At 51.4% G+C, this 15,757-nt stretch carries 17 protein-coding genes; all 17 read right to left on the bottom strand.

Going from position 1 to position 15,757, the window contains the following annotated elements:
- Positions 1–10: 10 nt before the first annotated feature.
- A complete protein-coding gene (locus O4H49_RS11010) occupies positions 11–664 on the bottom strand; it encodes an RNA-binding protein (RefSeq protein ID WP_269423474.1) in 654 nt (217 codons plus the stop codon).
- A 17-nt stretch (positions 665–681) separates the two neighbouring features.
- Positions 682–2,229, bottom strand: a complete 1,548-nt coding sequence (nusA, locus tag O4H49_RS11005; RefSeq protein WP_269423473.1) for a transcription termination factor NusA — start codon at positions 2,227–2,229, stop codon at positions 682–684.
- A gap of 105 nt (positions 2,230–2,334) precedes the next feature.
- Positions 2,335–2,856 carry a ribosome maturation factor RimP gene (gene rimP / locus O4H49_RS11000; protein ID WP_269423472.1) on the bottom strand — a complete coding sequence of 174 codons (522 nt, stop codon included), beginning with the start codon at positions 2,854–2,856 and terminating at the stop codon, positions 2,335–2,337.
- Between the two features lie 284 nt (positions 2,857–3,140).
- Positions 3,141–3,848: a tRNA (guanosine(46)-N7)-methyltransferase TrmB gene (trmB, locus tag O4H49_RS10995; protein ID WP_269423471.1), complete on the bottom strand. Its 708-nt coding sequence runs from the start codon at positions 3,846–3,848 to the stop codon at positions 3,141–3,143.
- Positions 3,849–3,870: 22 nt separating this feature from the next.
- The gene (gene metK / locus O4H49_RS10990) at positions 3,871–5,043 is read right to left on the bottom strand and encodes a methionine adenosyltransferase (protein ID WP_269423470.1); all 1,173 of its coding nucleotides are present in this window, start codon (positions 5,041–5,043) and stop codon (positions 3,871–3,873) included.
- Positions 5,044–5,230: 187 nt separating this feature from the next.
- On the bottom strand, positions 5,231–5,713 hold the full coding sequence (locus O4H49_RS10985) for a helix-turn-helix domain-containing protein (protein WP_020590553.1): 483 nt from the start codon (positions 5,711–5,713) through the stop codon (positions 5,231–5,233).
- Between the two features lie 102 nt (positions 5,714–5,815).
- The gene (gene lnt / locus O4H49_RS10980) at positions 5,816–7,432 is read right to left on the bottom strand and encodes an apolipoprotein N-acyltransferase (RefSeq protein ID WP_269423469.1); all 1,617 of its coding nucleotides are present in this window, start codon (positions 7,430–7,432) and stop codon (positions 5,816–5,818) included.
- A 7-nt stretch (positions 7,433–7,439) separates the two neighbouring features.
- Positions 7,440–8,381, bottom strand: coding sequence for a hemolysin family protein (locus O4H49_RS10975; protein ID WP_269423468.1), 942 nt, complete (start codon positions 8,379–8,381; stop codon positions 7,440–7,442).
- A complete protein-coding gene (ybeY, locus tag O4H49_RS10970) occupies positions 8,374–8,985 on the bottom strand; it encodes an rRNA maturation RNase YbeY (RefSeq protein WP_331283757.1) in 612 nt (203 codons plus the stop codon). Before ybeY ends, O4H49_RS10975 begins: the two co-directional genes overlap by 8 nt.
- A gap of 38 nt (positions 8,986–9,023) precedes the next feature.
- The gene (locus O4H49_RS10965) at positions 9,024–10,067 is read right to left on the bottom strand and encodes a PhoH family protein (protein WP_419715221.1); all 1,044 of its coding nucleotides are present in this window, start codon (positions 10,065–10,067) and stop codon (positions 9,024–9,026) included.
- Positions 10,064–11,482, bottom strand: coding sequence for a tRNA (N6-isopentenyl adenosine(37)-C2)-methylthiotransferase MiaB (gene miaB / locus O4H49_RS10960; RefSeq protein WP_269423467.1), 1,419 nt, complete (start codon positions 11,480–11,482; stop codon positions 10,064–10,066). Before miaB ends, O4H49_RS10965 begins: the two co-directional genes overlap by 4 nt.
- A 58-nt stretch (positions 11,483–11,540) precedes the next feature.
- On the bottom strand, positions 11,541–12,377 hold the full coding sequence (locus O4H49_RS10955; RefSeq protein WP_269423466.1) for a lysophospholipid acyltransferase family protein: 837 nt from the start codon (positions 12,375–12,377) through the stop codon (positions 11,541–11,543).
- Between the two features lies 1 nt (position 12,378).
- On the bottom strand, positions 12,379–13,197 hold the full coding sequence (locus tag O4H49_RS10950; RefSeq protein WP_269423465.1) for a GNAT family N-acetyltransferase: 819 nt from the start codon (positions 13,195–13,197) through the stop codon (positions 12,379–12,381).
- A 59-nt stretch (positions 13,198–13,256) separates the two neighbouring features.
- On the bottom strand, positions 13,257–13,679 hold the full coding sequence (locus O4H49_RS10945; protein WP_020590545.1) for a Fur family transcriptional regulator: 423 nt from the start codon (positions 13,677–13,679) through the stop codon (positions 13,257–13,259).
- A gap of 108 nt (positions 13,680–13,787) precedes the next feature.
- Positions 13,788–14,207 carry a MucR family transcriptional regulator gene (locus tag O4H49_RS10940; RefSeq protein ID WP_020590544.1) on the bottom strand — a complete coding sequence of 140 codons (420 nt, stop codon included), beginning with the start codon at positions 14,205–14,207 and terminating at the stop codon, positions 13,788–13,790.
- A gap of 167 nt (positions 14,208–14,374) precedes the next feature.
- The gene (locus O4H49_RS10935; RefSeq protein ID WP_269423464.1) at positions 14,375–14,866 is read right to left on the bottom strand and encodes a GNAT family N-acetyltransferase; all 492 of its coding nucleotides are present in this window, start codon (positions 14,864–14,866) and stop codon (positions 14,375–14,377) included.
- A gap of 2 nt (positions 14,867–14,868) precedes the next feature.
- Positions 14,869–15,573 (bottom strand): tRNA (adenosine(37)-N6)-threonylcarbamoyltransferase complex dimerization subunit type 1 TsaB, encoded by a 705-nt coding sequence (gene tsaB, locus O4H49_RS10930; RefSeq protein ID WP_269423463.1) that lies wholly within the window; start codon positions 15,571–15,573, stop codon positions 14,869–14,871.
- Positions 15,574–15,757 lie beyond the last annotated feature (184 nt).

Genomic DNA, 15,757 nt, shown 5'->3' with positions numbered 1-15,757 from the left:
AGGCGTCCACTTACTTTTTGGCGGGTTGCCCCGCAATTCCTCGTACAGCCGACAACCGTGCCGCATCTGCGACAAACGTATCAGCGATTCCACCGGGTCTAAGCGCGATATGGACCCAGGATTCCCGGCCCAGCGCTTGCCCCAGCTGCTGCGCGGTGAAGCTTTCGTCAATTGGCAAATCGGGGTTTACCGCTTTTGCCAATGCACGAACTTTCCCGCGCCCATCTTCTGCCGCATCTGCGGCCTGAACCAACAGCCCGACTTTCTGTTCAGAAAGCCATGCTCTGGTTTTTTCAAACCCTGCAACCAAATGTCCGGCTCGTTTTGCCAGACCAAGGGCATCAAGGCAACGTTTCGTTAGTTGCGTCTCGAGTTGACCAACCAGATCCTCAGGTACTTTGACCTGCGCCTTGGCTGACCGCGCAAACAAATTCTTTTTACACGCCTTCTCTAGCATATCCCGGCTTGGAGACAACCAGATTCCGCGTCCCGGCAACTTTCCTGTATGGTCCGGCACGACAAAACCGTCCGGACCAATGACAAATTTCAGCAGCATTGACTGGGGGAAAAGCTCACCCGAGGCGATGCAGCGTCTCTCTGGATCGCTGCGTCCCTTGTCCTTTTTCCGCCTTTCAACGTCAGGCAATCGATCTGATGTTGTCATAATCCCGATCCTCCGGGTTACGCTTCCTCAGCTTCTGTGCCTTCTGTCGCTTCTGCAGCTTCATCTTCAAACCAGTGCGCCCGTGCAGCCATGATAATTTCATTGGCAGCAGCTTCTGTCATGGCCAGTTCAGATCCAAGCATCTCAACAAGTTCATCACCGGCAAGATCCGCAAGATCATCAAGGGTTTTAACGCCCTGCTCGCCAAGTTTGACAACCTGCTCGGTTGACAAGCCCTCGACTGACATTAGCTCATCGCTAATTCCCAGGCTTTTGCGGGATTCTTCCAGCTTGTTATCACGCGCCTCAAGATAATTCCGCGCCCGGTTGCGCAACTCTTCTGCAACGTCTTCATCAAAGCCTTCGATTGACGCCAGTTCGTGAACAGGAACATATCCAACCTGCTCAATATCTTCGAAACCTTCGGCAACCAACAGATGGGCAATAACATCGTCAACATCAAGCGCGTCGATGAAATTCTGGGAACGCTGTTTTGTCTCGTCCTGACGGCGACGGGATTCCTCCTCGTCGGTCATGATATCAATATCCCAACCTGTCAGGATAGAGGCGAGACGCACGTTCTGACCGCGCCGGCCGATTGCCAGAGAAAGTTGCTCATCCGGAACAACCACTTCGATACGCTTCTGGTCTTCATCCAGCACAACTTTGGAAACTTCAGCTGGAGCCAAAGCATTCACAACAAAGGTCGCAACATCCGGAGACCAGGGAATAATATCAATTTTTTCGCCCTGCAGCTCTGTAACGATTGCCTGGACACGACTTCCGCGCAGACCGACACAGGCGCCGACAGGATCAATGGAAGAATCGTTCGAAAGAACAGAAATCTTCGCCCGGCTTCCCGGGTCACGGGCCACAGCCTTGATCTCGATGACACTGTCATAGATTTCCGGCACTTCCTGGGCAAACAGCTTGGCCATGAACTGCGGATGTGAACGAGAGACAAAAATTTGCGGGCCACGAGGCTCTTCGCGAACATCATAGATGTAAGCGCGCACACGATCACCATTGCGGAAATTTTCACGCGGCAGCGTCTCGTCACGACGCATGATGGCTTCGGCCTTGCCCAAGTCAACTGTAACATTTCCGAACTCGTTCCGCTTAACCACCCCATTGATGATCTCGCCAACACGATCACGGTATTCCCGGAACTGACGGGCCCGTTCGGCATCGCGAACCTTTTGTACAATGACCTGCTTGGCAGTCTGGGCTGCGATACGTCCGAGATCAATCGGGGGCAGCTCATCGTAAAAGAACTCGCCAATCTCGATATCCGGCTGACGAACCCGCGCATCACGCAGTGTTGTCTGGGTCAACTCGTTCTCGACCTCTTCGACAACTTCCATATAGCGGCGCAGCCTGACTTCACCGGTCTTGCGATCGATACCCGCACGGATATCGTGCTCGTGTCCGTATTTGGCGCGCCCAGCCTTGGAAATAGCTTGCTCCATGGCATCGAGCACCTCATCGCGCTCAATGCTTTTTTCACGTGCAACCGCCTCTGCAACCTGAAGGAGTTCGGTTCTGTAAAGAGCACTCGTTTCCATCTGCCCTGTATTCCTTAATCTGTACTGACATCAGACGTCAGTTTTATTAGGTCATTACATAGCGCGAATATAGACGCGCTACACTTCAATCTTTCGACGCAGCAGTTAACTACCTGCCTGCGCGGCTGCAATCAGTTCATCAGTCAGCACAAGCTTGGCTCGCGACATATCCTGAAAGCTCAAATAAACTTCAGCTTCTTCATCTTCAAGATCAAGGTGAACAGCATTTTCCTCAACACCAAGTAACCGCCCGGTAAAGCGCTTACGTCCATCAACCGTTACCGCCATCTCGATCTTCGCATGAAAACCGGAAAAGCGCTCAAAGTCGGACAGCCTCGTCAAGGGACGATCAATGCCTGGCGAGCTGATTTCCAAACGGAACGCCCCCGCAATCGGGTCTTCCACTTCCAGAATAGCCTCTACCGCCCGGCTTATGTCCGAACAGTTTTCCACAGTCATGATCTGCTTGAGGTCACTATGCTCGGCCATAATCTGCAGAGTCTTTTGCTCTTCACCGCCCATAATCATAACACGAACAATATCAAAACCCATAGAGGCCAGAGTCGGCGCAATAAGTTGCTCGACCTGGGCGGCTTTTCCTTCGCTTGTCTTGGCAAGAAGAGGCATCGAACCTCCGGTAGCAATTGACAAAAACTGTCTCCGTCCGCCTGTCCTACAAACCTGTTTCAGGAATATTCCACTCACAGATTGCAGATTTCAGATACAAAAAATGGGCCCTCAGGCCCGCCGTAAAACTTCTATGTAGCGGGCTACATCCAGCTGCATCCCGGGCGCACTTTACCTTCAGCCCCCAGTCAGTGCAAGCGCTTTTCTAGACAAGCCAGGTTTGTCACAAATAGATCCACGATTACAAGACACTAGGGGGTGCCAATTGCCTCGTAGTCTCTGAATCAGCCCCTGGCGTTGCGACGAAACCGCAAATACCCCGGCTTCAATCCTTTTTTCAGAGCCTTCTCCTCATACCTGGTCTGCGGCCAGTCATCTGTCCGCCTGTCCCAGTCGAGGGGGCCTTCTGCTATCCAGGTAAAATCCGGATGGGGCACAGTCCGTTCGAGCATCCATTGCAAATAGCCCATATCATCTGTGGCCATCCTGAATTCGCCCCCATCGACCATCAGCTCGGCAAGCCGGTCAAGGGTTTCCTTTTGGATAAAACGGCGTTTGTTATGGCGCGCCTTGTGCCATGGATCAGGGAAAAGCAGGAAGGCCTTGCTCAGGCAACTGTCCGGCAGAAAGGGGAGAAGATCGCGGACATCTCCGCGATAAATTCGCACATTATCTGCGCCATTTTCATCCAGATGCCCCAGCAACGAAGCAACACCATTAATGAAATATTCTGCGCCGATAATATTGGCCTCAGGATTGTTTTCGGCCTGCCAGGCGAGATGTTCGCCACCACCGAACCCGATCTCAAGCCATACCGGGCCACCTGATCCGGCAAAAATTCGGGAAAGATCGAGCGTTCCCCCCTCCTGCATCCCTTCCAGAGAGATACGGATTTTTGGAAAAACAGTCTCGACCAGTTCGGTCGCCTTCTTTCGCAGAGGGCGACCCTGTCGTCGGCCATAGAACGTACTACGCTTAACAGGATCGCTCATCTCACGTCTCTACGAATACCGCTTAAAGATTGAAGGCGGACTTGAGGTCGTCAACCAGACTCAGGCGCTCCCACGAGAAGCCACCATCATCTTCCGGGCGACGGCCAAAATGGCCATAAGCCGCTGTACGAGCATAAATTGGCTTGTTCAGGCCAAGATGCTGGCGAATTCCCCGCGGAGACAGATTCATAATATCCATCAGAACAGCAGGGAGTTTCTGTTCGTCAACTTCGCCTGTGCCATGTGTGTTCACGTAAAGCGACAGAGGTTTGGAAACCCCGATTGCATAGGAAACCTGGATTGTACAACGTTCGGCCAAACCGGCACCGACAACGTTTTTGGCCAGATAACGCGCTGCATAAGCTGCTGAACGATCAACCTTGGTCGGATCTTTACCGGAGAACGCACCGCCGCCGTGAGGCGCTGCCCCACCATAGGTATCAACGATGATCTTACGACCCGTCAAACCAGCATCGCCATCGGGACCACCAATTACAAAGCGACCTGTTGGATTGACATAAAACTCGTCCTCGGGGCACATCCAGCCTTCCGGCATTTCCTTGGCAACATGACGTCGGACAATAGCGCGGATCTCTTCTTGTGAAACACCTTCAGCATGCTGGGTTGAAACCACAATAGACGTCGCCCGAACAGGCTTGCCGTCAACGTATTCCAGCGTTACCTGGCTCTTTGCATCAGGACCGAGCCCAGGCTCTTCTCCAGAATGACGAACTTCGGCAAGCGAACGCAGAATATTGTGAGAGTAGAAAATCGGCGCCGGCATAAAGGCTTCGGTTTCCCTGCAGGCGTAACCGAACATAATGCCCTGGTCACCCGCGCCCTCATCCTTGTTGCCCGCAGAGTCTACACCCTGGGCAATATCAACGGACTGCTCATGAATGAAGTTCTGCACGGCCATATTCTGCCAGTGGAAACCTTCTTGCTCATAACCGATGTCACGTACTGCCTGACGCGCCACCTCTTCAATGACGTCATGGGTAACAGCCGCAGGGCCACGAACTTCACCTGCCAGAACGATGCGGTTGGTTGTTGCCAGCGTTTCAACCGCAATCCTGGATTCAGGATCATGGGCAAGATACAGGTCAACAATAGAATCGGATACACGATCACAGACTTTGTCCGGGTGTCCTTCAGACACGGACTCGCTTGTGAAAAGATAGCTGCCAAGTCGCACGACAACCCCCTCACTAAATATATGTAAATACAAAAACAGGACACCGGATTAGATAATGCGACCCATGTCCTATTCGCTAAAACGCGATCAGAAATGCCTGATCGCGTCCAAGAGCGCAACGGAAAAACACCCCCATTACACAGAACGGAGGTGTTTTTTCAAACTATCTTTGCCAGAAAGGGGATAATCAGGCCCCGGCAGCCTCGTTTGCAGAAGCTTCGGCAGCAGTACCCAGGGCTTTGGTCATTTCGAACAAACGTTTGCGGACCTGGGGGTCAATAATTTTGTAATAGGCACGAACCAACTCAAGCGTTTCACGCTTTGCCATCGGATCGGCTTCATGCACAAAAGTCTCGATTTTCTCTTCACTCATCTCCCGCAGACGAACCGGAGACTGCGAAGCAACCTCGTCAGGCATGTCGGCGAAAAAATATCCCACAGGCACTTCCAGCACACGGGCAAGGTCATATAGACGACTTGCACCAACACGGTTCGCACCACGTTCGTATTTTTGCACCTGCTGAAAGGTTAAGCCGATTGCTTCGCCCAATTTTTCCTGGCTCATGCCCAGGAGTGTACGACGTAAACGCACGCGGCTTCCAACGTGAACATCAACGGGATTTGGTTTTCCCTTGCCGCGTACCGGTTCCTTTTCTTGAACTAGACCCATTATACAACTCTCTCTTTTTTGCAGACACAAGCGACCATCTATACGAGCATCATGATACATACCATCGTATGCAGTCAACTGTTTTTCGATAAAAAAGAGCAATTAGTTACGATTTTGCAATTTCCAGCGTCCGATTACCAATGGTAGCAACAAAGCCACCAACAAAAAAAAGATCGAAAAATTACCAACCCGGGAAAATACAGTACGTTCCGGGGTTTTTACAGGCAACCCGGAGTCGACAACGCCTCTGCCCCCCAAATCAACACTTTCAACTATCCTTCCATATGCATCGATCGATGCCGAGACACCGGTATTCGCAACGCGAATTACGGGCAAGCCTTCTTCAACAGCCCTGAGTTGCGTCATTCCAAGATGCTGATATGGCCCGCTGGTAATACCAAACCAGCCATCATTGGTCAGATTTAGAATCCAGTCAGGTCTGTTCTCGTTATCAACCACAGCCCCTGGGAAAATAATTTCATAACACACCAGCGGGCTTACTGGCGGCAGCCCTGGCAGGATCAACGTCCGGGGACCAGGGCCAGGTGTAAAATCAGATTGCCCGACAGTCAGCTTGGCAAAACGAAAAAGGAAATTGAACGGCACGTATTCACCAAAGGGGACCAAGTGAAACTTGTCATAGGTTGCAACAATCTCTCCCCGCCGATCAAGCGCGTGGATCGAGTTTTTAAAATTGCGCTCCACGCCCTCTCCCTCGGGCAAGATCACTTCTTCAACGCGTGGCGCACCCGTCAACAGAAAGCCGCCCGGCGGGACAATCCGTGAAATAACCGTGCGCAAATCCTTGTCGGAAGAAAGCAGAAAGGGAACCGCCGTTTCAGGCCAGATCACATGAGTGACCTCCTTGAACCCCTCCCCGGCAGAAAGCCCCATTTGCTGGACAATATGATCCCCTCGCTGCTCCGGCTTCCATTTATCTGCCTGTTTGATATTGGGCTGCACCAGCCGCAAGGTAACGTCTGGAACAAAAGCTTCCGGACCAACGGGTGCCATAGAGAGACGCAAAACCCCGCCCCCCCAAACCACCAGCGGCAGGAGCAGCGCAATAAAAACGAATGCAACCCGGCGGGAAAGCTCGGCCAGATTTAAAGATTTTTCATCAAAAAGAACCGCAGGAGCAGCAGCAGCCAAAAGGGTAATGACGCTCAACCCCCAAACCCCTGTTACACTTGCCAGCTGCAACATACCATCCGAAAAAGTCCAGACAGCACCAAGCAAATTCCAGGGAAACCCGGTGAAAATCCAGGACCTGAGCCACTCGACCAACAGCCAGATCGCTACAAAGGCAACAACCTGTTCCACACCTCTGCTTTTGCTTCTGGCCAAAAGATACGTTACGAGCCCGTGAAACAATCCCATTCCGACGGCCAAAGCAACAATGGCAAAAGGCATGATCCATGCGTGGCGTGCACTGTTAACCAGAAAAGCAGCCCCGACCCAGTAAAGTCCCACCGCAAAATACCCGGCCCCAAAAGCCCAGCCAACCAGAGCCGCTTTCCTGGGGCTCTCCGCTCCCTTGAGCAACCAGAGCAGGCCACAAAAAGCAGGGAGCAGGAATGGAACCATAAAAAGCGGTGCGAAAGCCGTCGCCGATATGGCCCCCAGAGCCAAAGCAAAGAGATAGCGTGACCACCCTGCCAAAGCCTGAATTCTTGCGCTCAGGCCATACAGACCTGCCAACCCCCGGGCAAAAATCATATCAGGGCTATTCCTCTACTGTTTCTCCGGCTGAAACCGGACCGCTTTTCCAGATCCGCAAACGTTTGATCCGCCGGGGGTCTGCTTCCATGACCTCAAAACTGATTCCGGTTTCTTCATGTAGAATCAACTCACCGCGCGCCGGTATCCGATCTGCAAGCCAGAAGACCAGTCCGCCAAGCGTATCAATATCTTCTTCCCGCTCTTGATCCGTCAGGATATTTCCAATTTTCTCCTCAAGATCAACGATCTCGCAACGGGCATCGGCAATAATAGATCCGTCGGGACGGGGGTAAAATCTTGGCCCCTCGTTTGTATCGTGCTCGTCTTCAATCTCGCCCACGATTTCCTCGACCAGATCCTCGATCGTGACAAGACCATCAATCCCGCCGAATTCGTCGACAATCAGCGCCATATGAAGCCGGGACATTCTCATCTCGAGCAACAGATCAATCGCCCGCATGGACGGGGCAATGATCAGAACCCGACGCACAATACTGGAAAGGTTCGGGTTTCGTGTTCCTTTTGAATACTCAAGCACGTCCTTGATATGAACCATCCCGACCACATCATCCAGGGTTCCCCGATACACAGGAAGACGCGAATGACCTGCTGCACTCATGACATCGATCAGCGCATTGATCGGCGTTTCAATATCTACGGAAATAATATCAGCGCGCGGAACCATAACATCCGAACAGGCAAGATGACGGAGCTTGAGGATATTACCAAGCATCATCCGCTCATCCGCACCAATTGGTGTCGCAGATTCAGTCTCTCCCTCGCTCTCTTCTATTTCGCCGATAATTTCCTCGATCGTTTCCCGCAAAGAGGAATCGCCGTTCTTGAAACCGAAAGTACGGCTCACCCAGCTGCGAAAACCACCATTTGAGGGTGTCTCTGTCCCCTGGCCCCGCGCAGGTTTTCCGTTACCTGATATCTCACTCATCTATTGCTCTACTCTGAGGGGATCTTGTCTCGAACATATAAGGATCAGCAACGCCAAGCCTGCTCAGGATATCCACCTCCAGCCCTTCCATTTCAATGGCTTCATCTTCAGACAGATGATCATACCCCAGCAAATGCAAAACACCATGCACCAGCAAATGGGTAAAGTGATCTTCCAGCCTCTTAGATTGGTCGCTTGCTTCCCGGATCAAGGTCTCGCGGGACAAAACGATATCCCCAAGCGACAATACCCCGCGCTGCAACGCCAGGGCTTCCTCATCCGGATCATCAAGAGCCGCAAAGGAAAGTACATTGGTCGCCTTGTCTTTCCCACGATAATTGCGGTTCAGAACCTGGACAGAAGCATCATCCGACAAAACAACAGACAACTCTGCGCTGACAATTTTACTTGTCGCAACACTGCTCGCTTCCTCGGAAAAACCGCCCAAAACGTAAGTGGCCATTACAGCACGATGGACGAGCGGGCGGCAGTGTGGCAGATCAATGACCCAGGATGGATCTTCCAGTTTGATCCCGATATCAATTCCGGTAAAAATACTGTCGAGATCCTCATCCTGATCAGCACAGCTTTCAAGGTCACGCACCTGTAAATCTCCGCAATACGAATTGCAGGGAGGGAACATCACCCATCAAAAAAATCTCTTTCTTTAGCCTCTCCGGCCTTTTCTCTTGTGTCATAAGCCCGGACAATCTTTGTCACCAGCTTGTGGCGGACAATATCGGCATGAGAAAACTGGACAAAAGTAACCTCATCAAGGTTGGCGAGTGTCTCAGAGGCATCCCGTAACCCTGAAGGCTGGCCTTTGGGCAAGTCAACCTGCGAGAGATCCCCGGTAACAACCATCCGGCTGTTTTCGCCAAGCCGTGTCAAAAACATTTTCATCTGAACGGGCGTGGTGTTCTGGGCTTCGTCCAGAATGACAAAGGCATTGGAGAGGGTGCGCCCGCGCATAAAAGCGAGAGGAGCAATCTCGATCTCACCATGCTCCAGGCGACTGCTCACCTGATCCGACGGCAGCATATCATGCAGGGCATCATAGAGCGGCCTGAGGTAAGGATCGACTTTGTCCTTCATATCTCCAGGCAGAAAGCCTAGTCGCTCCCCGGCTTCAACCGCTGGACGGGAGAGAATAATCCGTTCGACTTCTCCGCTGAGAAGCAAAGAAACGCCATAGGCAACAGCCATATAGGTTTTGCCTGTTCCCGCCGGACCGATACCAAACACCAGTTCATGACGCTGCATGGCCTTGATATAGGCCGCCTGTCCTGGAGATCGGGGATTCAACCGGCGTTTGCGGGTTATGATTGCCAGCTCGTCACCATGCGTAGACTCGACGGCCTTTTCAGTCTCTTCGACATCAGGCGTCATCTGTGCCATACGAACCACGGCATCAACGTCACCACCGCCCACCTCAAGCCCTTTTTGCAAACGTTCATAAAGCGCCTTCAGGACAACACGGGCTGTCGCTACGGAGTCCTTGTCACCACTAATCGAAACCTGATTGCCTCTGGAGGCAAGACTAACTCCCAATTGCTGTTCCAACTGGAGCAGGTGCTGGTCATGCTCCCCGTAAAGCATGGGAAGAAGACTGTTATCGGCGAATTCCAGATGTTTATTCTGCCTGGCATCGCGGTTAGACTGTCCGTTGCGCGCTCTGGAAATCAAATGCGTACCTCCATTCCGGTTCCTGTCAAATTAGCGGCCTGCGCCCCCACATTCTCATAGTCACCTGTTACAACCGTCCCGGTCAATGAGTTTGGATTGGCAGTTTCAATTTTTACATCAACAACTTGCCCCATAAGACGCTCTGGAGCCTTGACGAACACAGATTGCATGTAAGGACTGCGACCTCCCAACTGGTTTTCTGCGCGTCCTTTGCGCTCCAGGAGAACTGAAAGTGTTTTCCCGACAGTTCCCTGATTGAATGCCAGATGCTGTGCACTCAGAAGCTCTTGCAACATTGCAAGGCGTCTTGATTTCACATCCTCGGGAACCTGAGCCTCGATACCGGCCGCAGGAGTTCCCGGACGGGGACTATATTTGAAGGAATAGGACTGCGCATAACTGACATCGGTCACCAGACGCAGGGTGTCGGCAAAATCCTGATCTGTTTCTCCCGGGAAGCCCACGATAAAATCAGACGAAAGCGACAGTCCCGGTACAGCCGTGCGGAGTTTATCGATAATCTTTCGATACTTATCCGCAGTGTGCTTGCGATTCATCATCTCCAGTATGCGATCTGAACCACTCTGAATCGGCAAATGCATATAAGGCATCAAAGAGGCCAGATCAGCATGGGTGGCAATCAGTTCATCATCCATGTCATTGGGGTGCGATGTGGTATAGCGCAACCTGCCCAGGCCGTCGATCTCGGCAAGCTCTCTCAACAAGCGGCCAAGTTTCCAGTTACTGCCATCCGGCGCTTCCCCGTGGAAACCATTCACATTCTGCCCCAGCAAGGTAATCTCACGGGTTCCATTCGCAACCAGTCGCCGGGCCTCCTCAAGAATGGAGGCAACGGGCCTGGAAAACTCGGCACCGCGGGTATAGGGAACAACGCAGAAGGTACAGAATTTGTCACAGCCTTCCTGTACCGACAGAAAAGCAGCAGGACCTTGATGGTTGCTCTCTTCCGGCAGAAAATCGAATTTCGATTCAACCGGGAAATCTGTATCCGAAATGCCACGCCCGCTCGTATTCCCCAGAGCTTGCGTCACCATTTCCGGCAAACGATGATAGGTCTGGGGGCCAAATACCATATCAACCTGCTTGACCCGGCGAAGAATTTCCTCCCCTTCAGCCTGGGCGACACAGCCAGCCACACCGATCAGCATGCGCTCACCTGCAGCTTCCCGCTTGTCTTTCATCCGACGGAGCAACCCGAGTTCGGAAAATACCTTCTCCGAAGCCTTTTCGCGAATATGGCAGGTATTGAGGATCACCATGTCAGCACCCTCGGGGCTATCCACGGTTTTGTATCCCAAAGGGGTCAACACATCTGTCATCCGAACAGTGTCATAGACGTTCATCTGACAGCCATAGGTCTTGATATAAAGTTTTTTTGCCACCAATGTTACCATTCAGCCTGGTGTTACACGACTGTCGGTACCTGGTGCAGCGCGCAACACTTCGTTTAGATTACCACTTGTTGGGATCAGAAGCTATGCGGAACCGATGCCCTGTCAAGGCGCTGGATACACCACGCGAAACAGCCGCATGACAGTGCATTGCCAGATCTTTTCGATTTGCAAAGGCACTTACCTCTACCGGCTCGAGAAACTCGACCTCGACAGTCAGATTTCCCATAGCCAGTGCATGCCATAAATGACCGGGCAGCTCCATATCCCCATACCAGGCATAGAAAGGTCGCCACAATCGGCCCATCGGCATACCATCCAAACGGGTGTATGTAATGGAGATTGGCTGAACCAGCAAGGGCCTATCGTCCCCCAGGATCTGGGCAACAGAAAACAGCGCCGATTTAAAGGGGAGTACACGCTGGCCATCGCTGGAGGTTCCCTCGGGAAAAAGGATAAGATCTCTCCCGCCCCCGAGCTTGCGCAACATGTCGTCACGGTTCTCTCCGGCCTTGTGCCTACGGCGCTGGATAAAGACAGTCCCGGACAGCTTTGCCAGAAGCCCAAAGAGCGGCCAGCCACTTACTTCTGATTTTGCAACAAAGTGTCCATCGATCAGACTTCCCAACACCGAAATATCAAGATACGAAACGTGATTGGACACAAAAAGGGTCGGACGTCGCGTGCTGGGCTGTCCCCGGGCAATAACCTGCACCCCTGTCAGATGACAGCTTGCCTTGTGATACCAGAGGGGCAGTTTGTAGCGGCCGGGAAGGCGGAGCAGCAGCAACAGCGCCTGCAACGGAATCAGGCTGAACGTAAAAACGACATAGGCGAACAGCCGCCGCATCGCCCTGAACCCTGATCCCAAGCCAGAAGCAACAGCAATATCGGGCATGTCAGTTCACCTGGCCCGCTGCACCTTCGGCTTCTCGACGGTAATGGTTATAATATTTATCGGTTACATTGCTGGTCTCAACAATAACGCAAACATCTGTTGTACCAAACTGTTCATCAACGACTGCACCATCTCCAATGACGCCCCCCAGTCTGAGGTACCCCTTGATCAGCGGAGGCAAAGTTCTCAGGGCCTGACGGGGATCCAGATCCTGCGCAGGTAAAAGATCCATCGAGACATATCGATCAGGCAGGGCCCGGGGACGAATCTCGGGATCAGCAAGATGGTTGTGGTACAGATAGGCTAGGGGCAGTTTCAGGTCTGTTGGGTCTGTGCCCTCAAGACTCGCGCAACCAAACATATATTTAACATCATAGGCAAAGACATACTGGGCAATGCCACGCCACAACAGCTGCATTGTCGAACCACGACGATAATCCATGCTGATACAAGACCGCCCAAGTTCCAGGACCTCGCCAGGAAAATCCAGCAGCTTGCCAATATCAAATTCGTCTATGGAATAAAATTGTCCGCGAGCCGCTGCACCGGTTCGTCGCATCACTCTATAGGTCCCGACAACCGCATCAGGCCCTGAGCCGCACTCATTATCAAAGACAAGCAGGTGATCACAAAAGGGATCAAAACTGTCAAAGTCCCTTTCGGCCACACGCATCTCATCCGTCGGCCGCGCGGACATCTCGTTATAGAAAATATTGTATCGCAGATTTTGGGCAGCCAGAATTTCTCGCTCGGTTTCCGCCAAACGAATGGTCAGAGACCCAGCAGTCACATCAACGGGTCGCACTAATTCCTCGAGCATGTCCCATTTCTTTCATGGTTCAAATTATACATCGAAAGGACCATGACAGATAATTGTGTCTATTTTATTTCGCGACAGCCCTCACGCACAGCATACAGTTCCAACCGGTGATCGACCAGTCGATAACCAAGCTTTGACGCCATCTTACTAAGAAGTTCGTGAATTTCCACATCAGAAAATTCGACAACTTCGCCGGAATTGACATCTATCAGGTGATCATGATCTTGCTCGGTGACCTCTTCATAACGGGCGCGCCCGTCTCCGAAGTCGTGCCGCTCCAGAATATTGGCTTCTTCAAACAGCTTTACTGTTCGATAAACGGTCGCGATCGAGATTTTAGAATCAAGATTCGATGCCCTCTGATAGACCTGCTCCACATCCGGGTGATCTGTAGAATCTGACAAGACTCGCGCAATAACCTTACGCTGCTCCGTCATCTTCAAACCTTTTTCAGCACAAAGAACTTCCAGTTTTGATGTCATGGGAACCCAAGATGTCGTAATTTTTGAATAATTCTAAATTACATAAAAAAGCGCTGCTCGGCAAACACCCAGCAGCGCTTTTTTCAAGAAAAATGCATCATAAACGATTTATTTGTCACTGGACCGATTGGACCGGGTACCGAGCCCGATCTGCTTGGCCAGAGAACTGCGCTGCTTGGCATAATTTGGTGCGACCATCGGATAGTCCTGTGGCAGGCCCCAGCGCTCCCGATATTCTTCCGGTGTCATGTTGTAAGCCGTTTTCAGATGGCGTTTCAACATTTTGAGTTTTTTGCCATCTTCGAGGCAAATAATAAATTCCGGGGTAATCGACTTTTTAATCGAAATCGCCGGCATCGGGCGCTCGGGCTCTTTCCGCTCTTCATCTCCCAATGACACAAGGGTGCTGTGAACTTCGCGGATTAATTGCGGTAAATCAGCCATAGCAACAGAATTATTGGTAACATGTGCAGCCACAAGCCGTGTTGTCAGCTCCACAAGTTCCATTGAGGATTTATCTTCAGACATCGTATGACTGTTCTTTCCAGATCTAAGGTTGTCTTGTTTTTTTACGCAATTACTGTGCGTCGAATAACTTGTCACCTAGCGAATTAAAGTCATTTACATAAAATTACAAGGGAGAAATCCAACTATTTATTGCGATTTAAATCATATATATAAAAAAGTGACAAAAATCAGAAATTTTCAAGTTGCATGACAAGTGCATCTGCAGATTTTCCGCCCTCACGCTGATAATATTTGGGACGACGACCAATTTCCGTAAATCCTGAGCTCAAATAAAGTGAAATAGCCGGGTAATTATCTGCAGCAACTTCCAGAAAAAATTTGCATACTTCTGATTGACTTGCATCTTCCAACATCGCAGCAATCAACAAGCGAGAAACACCTTTTCGACGCCACTTGCGGTCAACACAAAACGTCAATATCTCTGCCTCATCCAGCGACCTCTGCCATAGAACAAAGCCGGCAGGAACTTTTTCGACACAATAAATCAGACCCTTGCTTGTCGGTAACTCAAGTATTCGAGAAAAAGAATCTCTGCTCCAGCTCCCCTCCGCGAAACTGCCTTGATGGAGCAACGCCAACACTTCAGCATGCGCCGTCTCTATCCAAAGAATTTCACCAGGGGTCGCGTCAAACGCGGAGAGTGGAGGTTCCCGCTTCACCCCTATTTCCCTGTTGGATGATTTTTGGGAAGCGACACATCCGGTGCACGCAGATAGAGCGGATGAAGACGGTGCGCTTTCTGTTTGAACAATCCTTTTTCCAAAGCCAGCAGTAAAAGGCAAGACGCATCCGCCCGGGGAATCGCGCGGGAGACTGTATAATCGATTTTCGCCTTTGCGAGGAACTCCTCCGCCTGTTCTACAGCGTCACCAACCAGGAGATTCTTTCCCGAGGGCAATCTCGGAGCCAGCTGATCCGGACTTACTGCAAAAGGCTCCGTCAGGGGCTTCAGCTCCGACGTGAAACACTGGGCAAACAATTCAGCCCTCTTTGCATCCAGCAAAACGGTCAGACTCTCGACCGAGTCCTTTTCTTCAGATGGAACCGCGCGCGCCAAAACGTCAAAATTGTTTATCCCGACCAGAGGTTTGTCACAGGCAAGAGCAAATCCCTGTGCCGCAGCCAGTCCGATCCTGACTCCCGTAAAACCGCCCGGCCCTGTCGTGACGGCAAAGCCCGACATGTCCGACAGCTCGAGACCCGTCACAGAAAGAACTTCATTAATCATGGGCAGCAAGCGCTCTGATTGTCCGCGCCGCATCTCCTCCAGACGGGAAGCCAGGATCTTTCCAGCCCTGACAATGGCCACAGAACAGGAAGAACCCGCTGTATCCAGTCCAAGGAAAATAGAATCATCTGCACACATGATTGGTAAACATCATTCTGTTAGTTTAAAACCCGACATCTGATCTCTGTAAGGTATTCTAAAGGACAACACAGCCAGAGAAAGCAGATCAACAGCATTTGGAACAAATGCCATTACTTTTAAAACCTTTTAGCAAGTATCTTTACTGTAACAAGTAATTTTACAAAAATCTTAGAGCCTGAAT

The organism is Kiloniella laminariae, assembly GCF_027214005.1.
In the GTDB taxonomy this organism is placed as follows: Bacteria; Pseudomonadota; Alphaproteobacteria; order Kiloniellales; family Kiloniellaceae; genus Kiloniella; species Kiloniella laminariae_A.
Note: the sequence above shows the minus strand (reverse complement) of the source record. Positions and strands in the feature narration are given on the sequence as shown.

Coding starts and splice junctions, on each gene's coding strand:
- O4H49_RS10955 (WP_269423466.1), bottom strand. CDS start 12,377: ATGCCCGATATTGCTGTTGCTTCTGGCTTGGGATCAGGGTTCAGGGCG.
- trmB (WP_269423471.1), bottom strand. CDS start 3,848: ATGAGCGATCCTGTTAAGCGTAGTACGTTCTATGGCCGACGACAGGGT.
- tsaB (WP_269423463.1), bottom strand. CDS start 15,573: ATGTGTGCAGATGATTCTATTTTCCTTGGACTGGATACAGCGGGTTCT.
- O4H49_RS10975 (WP_269423468.1), bottom strand. CDS start 8,381: ATGAGTGAGATATCAGGTAACGGAAAACCTGCGCGGGGCCAGGGGACA.
- O4H49_RS11010 (WP_269423474.1), bottom strand. CDS start 664: ATGACAACATCAGATCGATTGCCTGACGTTGAAAGGCGGAAAAAGGAC.
- O4H49_RS10940 (WP_020590544.1), bottom strand. CDS start 14,207: ATGTCTGAAGATAAATCCTCAATGGAACTTGTGGAGCTGACAACACGG.
- O4H49_RS10945 (WP_020590545.1), bottom strand. CDS start 13,679: ATGACATCAAAACTGGAAGTTCTTTGTGCTGAAAAAGGTTTGAAGATG.
- O4H49_RS10950 (WP_269423465.1), bottom strand. CDS start 13,197: ATGCTCGAGGAATTAGTGCGACCCGTTGATGTGACTGCTGGGTCTCTG.
- rimP (WP_269423472.1), bottom strand. CDS start 2,856: ATGCCTCTTCTTGCCAAGACAAGCGAAGGAAAAGCCGCCCAGGTCGAG.
- O4H49_RS10985 (WP_020590553.1), bottom strand. CDS start 5,713: ATGGGTCTAGTTCAAGAAAAGGAACCGGTACGCGGCAAGGGAAAACCA.
- miaB (WP_269423467.1), bottom strand. CDS start 11,482: ATGGTAACATTGGTGGCAAAAAAACTTTATATCAAGACCTATGGCTGT.
- nusA (WP_269423473.1), bottom strand. CDS start 2,229: ATGGAAACGAGTGCTCTTTACAGAACCGAACTCCTTCAGGTTGCAGAG.
- lnt (WP_269423469.1), bottom strand. CDS start 7,432: ATGATTTTTGCCCGGGGGTTGGCAGGTCTGTATGGCCTGAGCGCAAGA.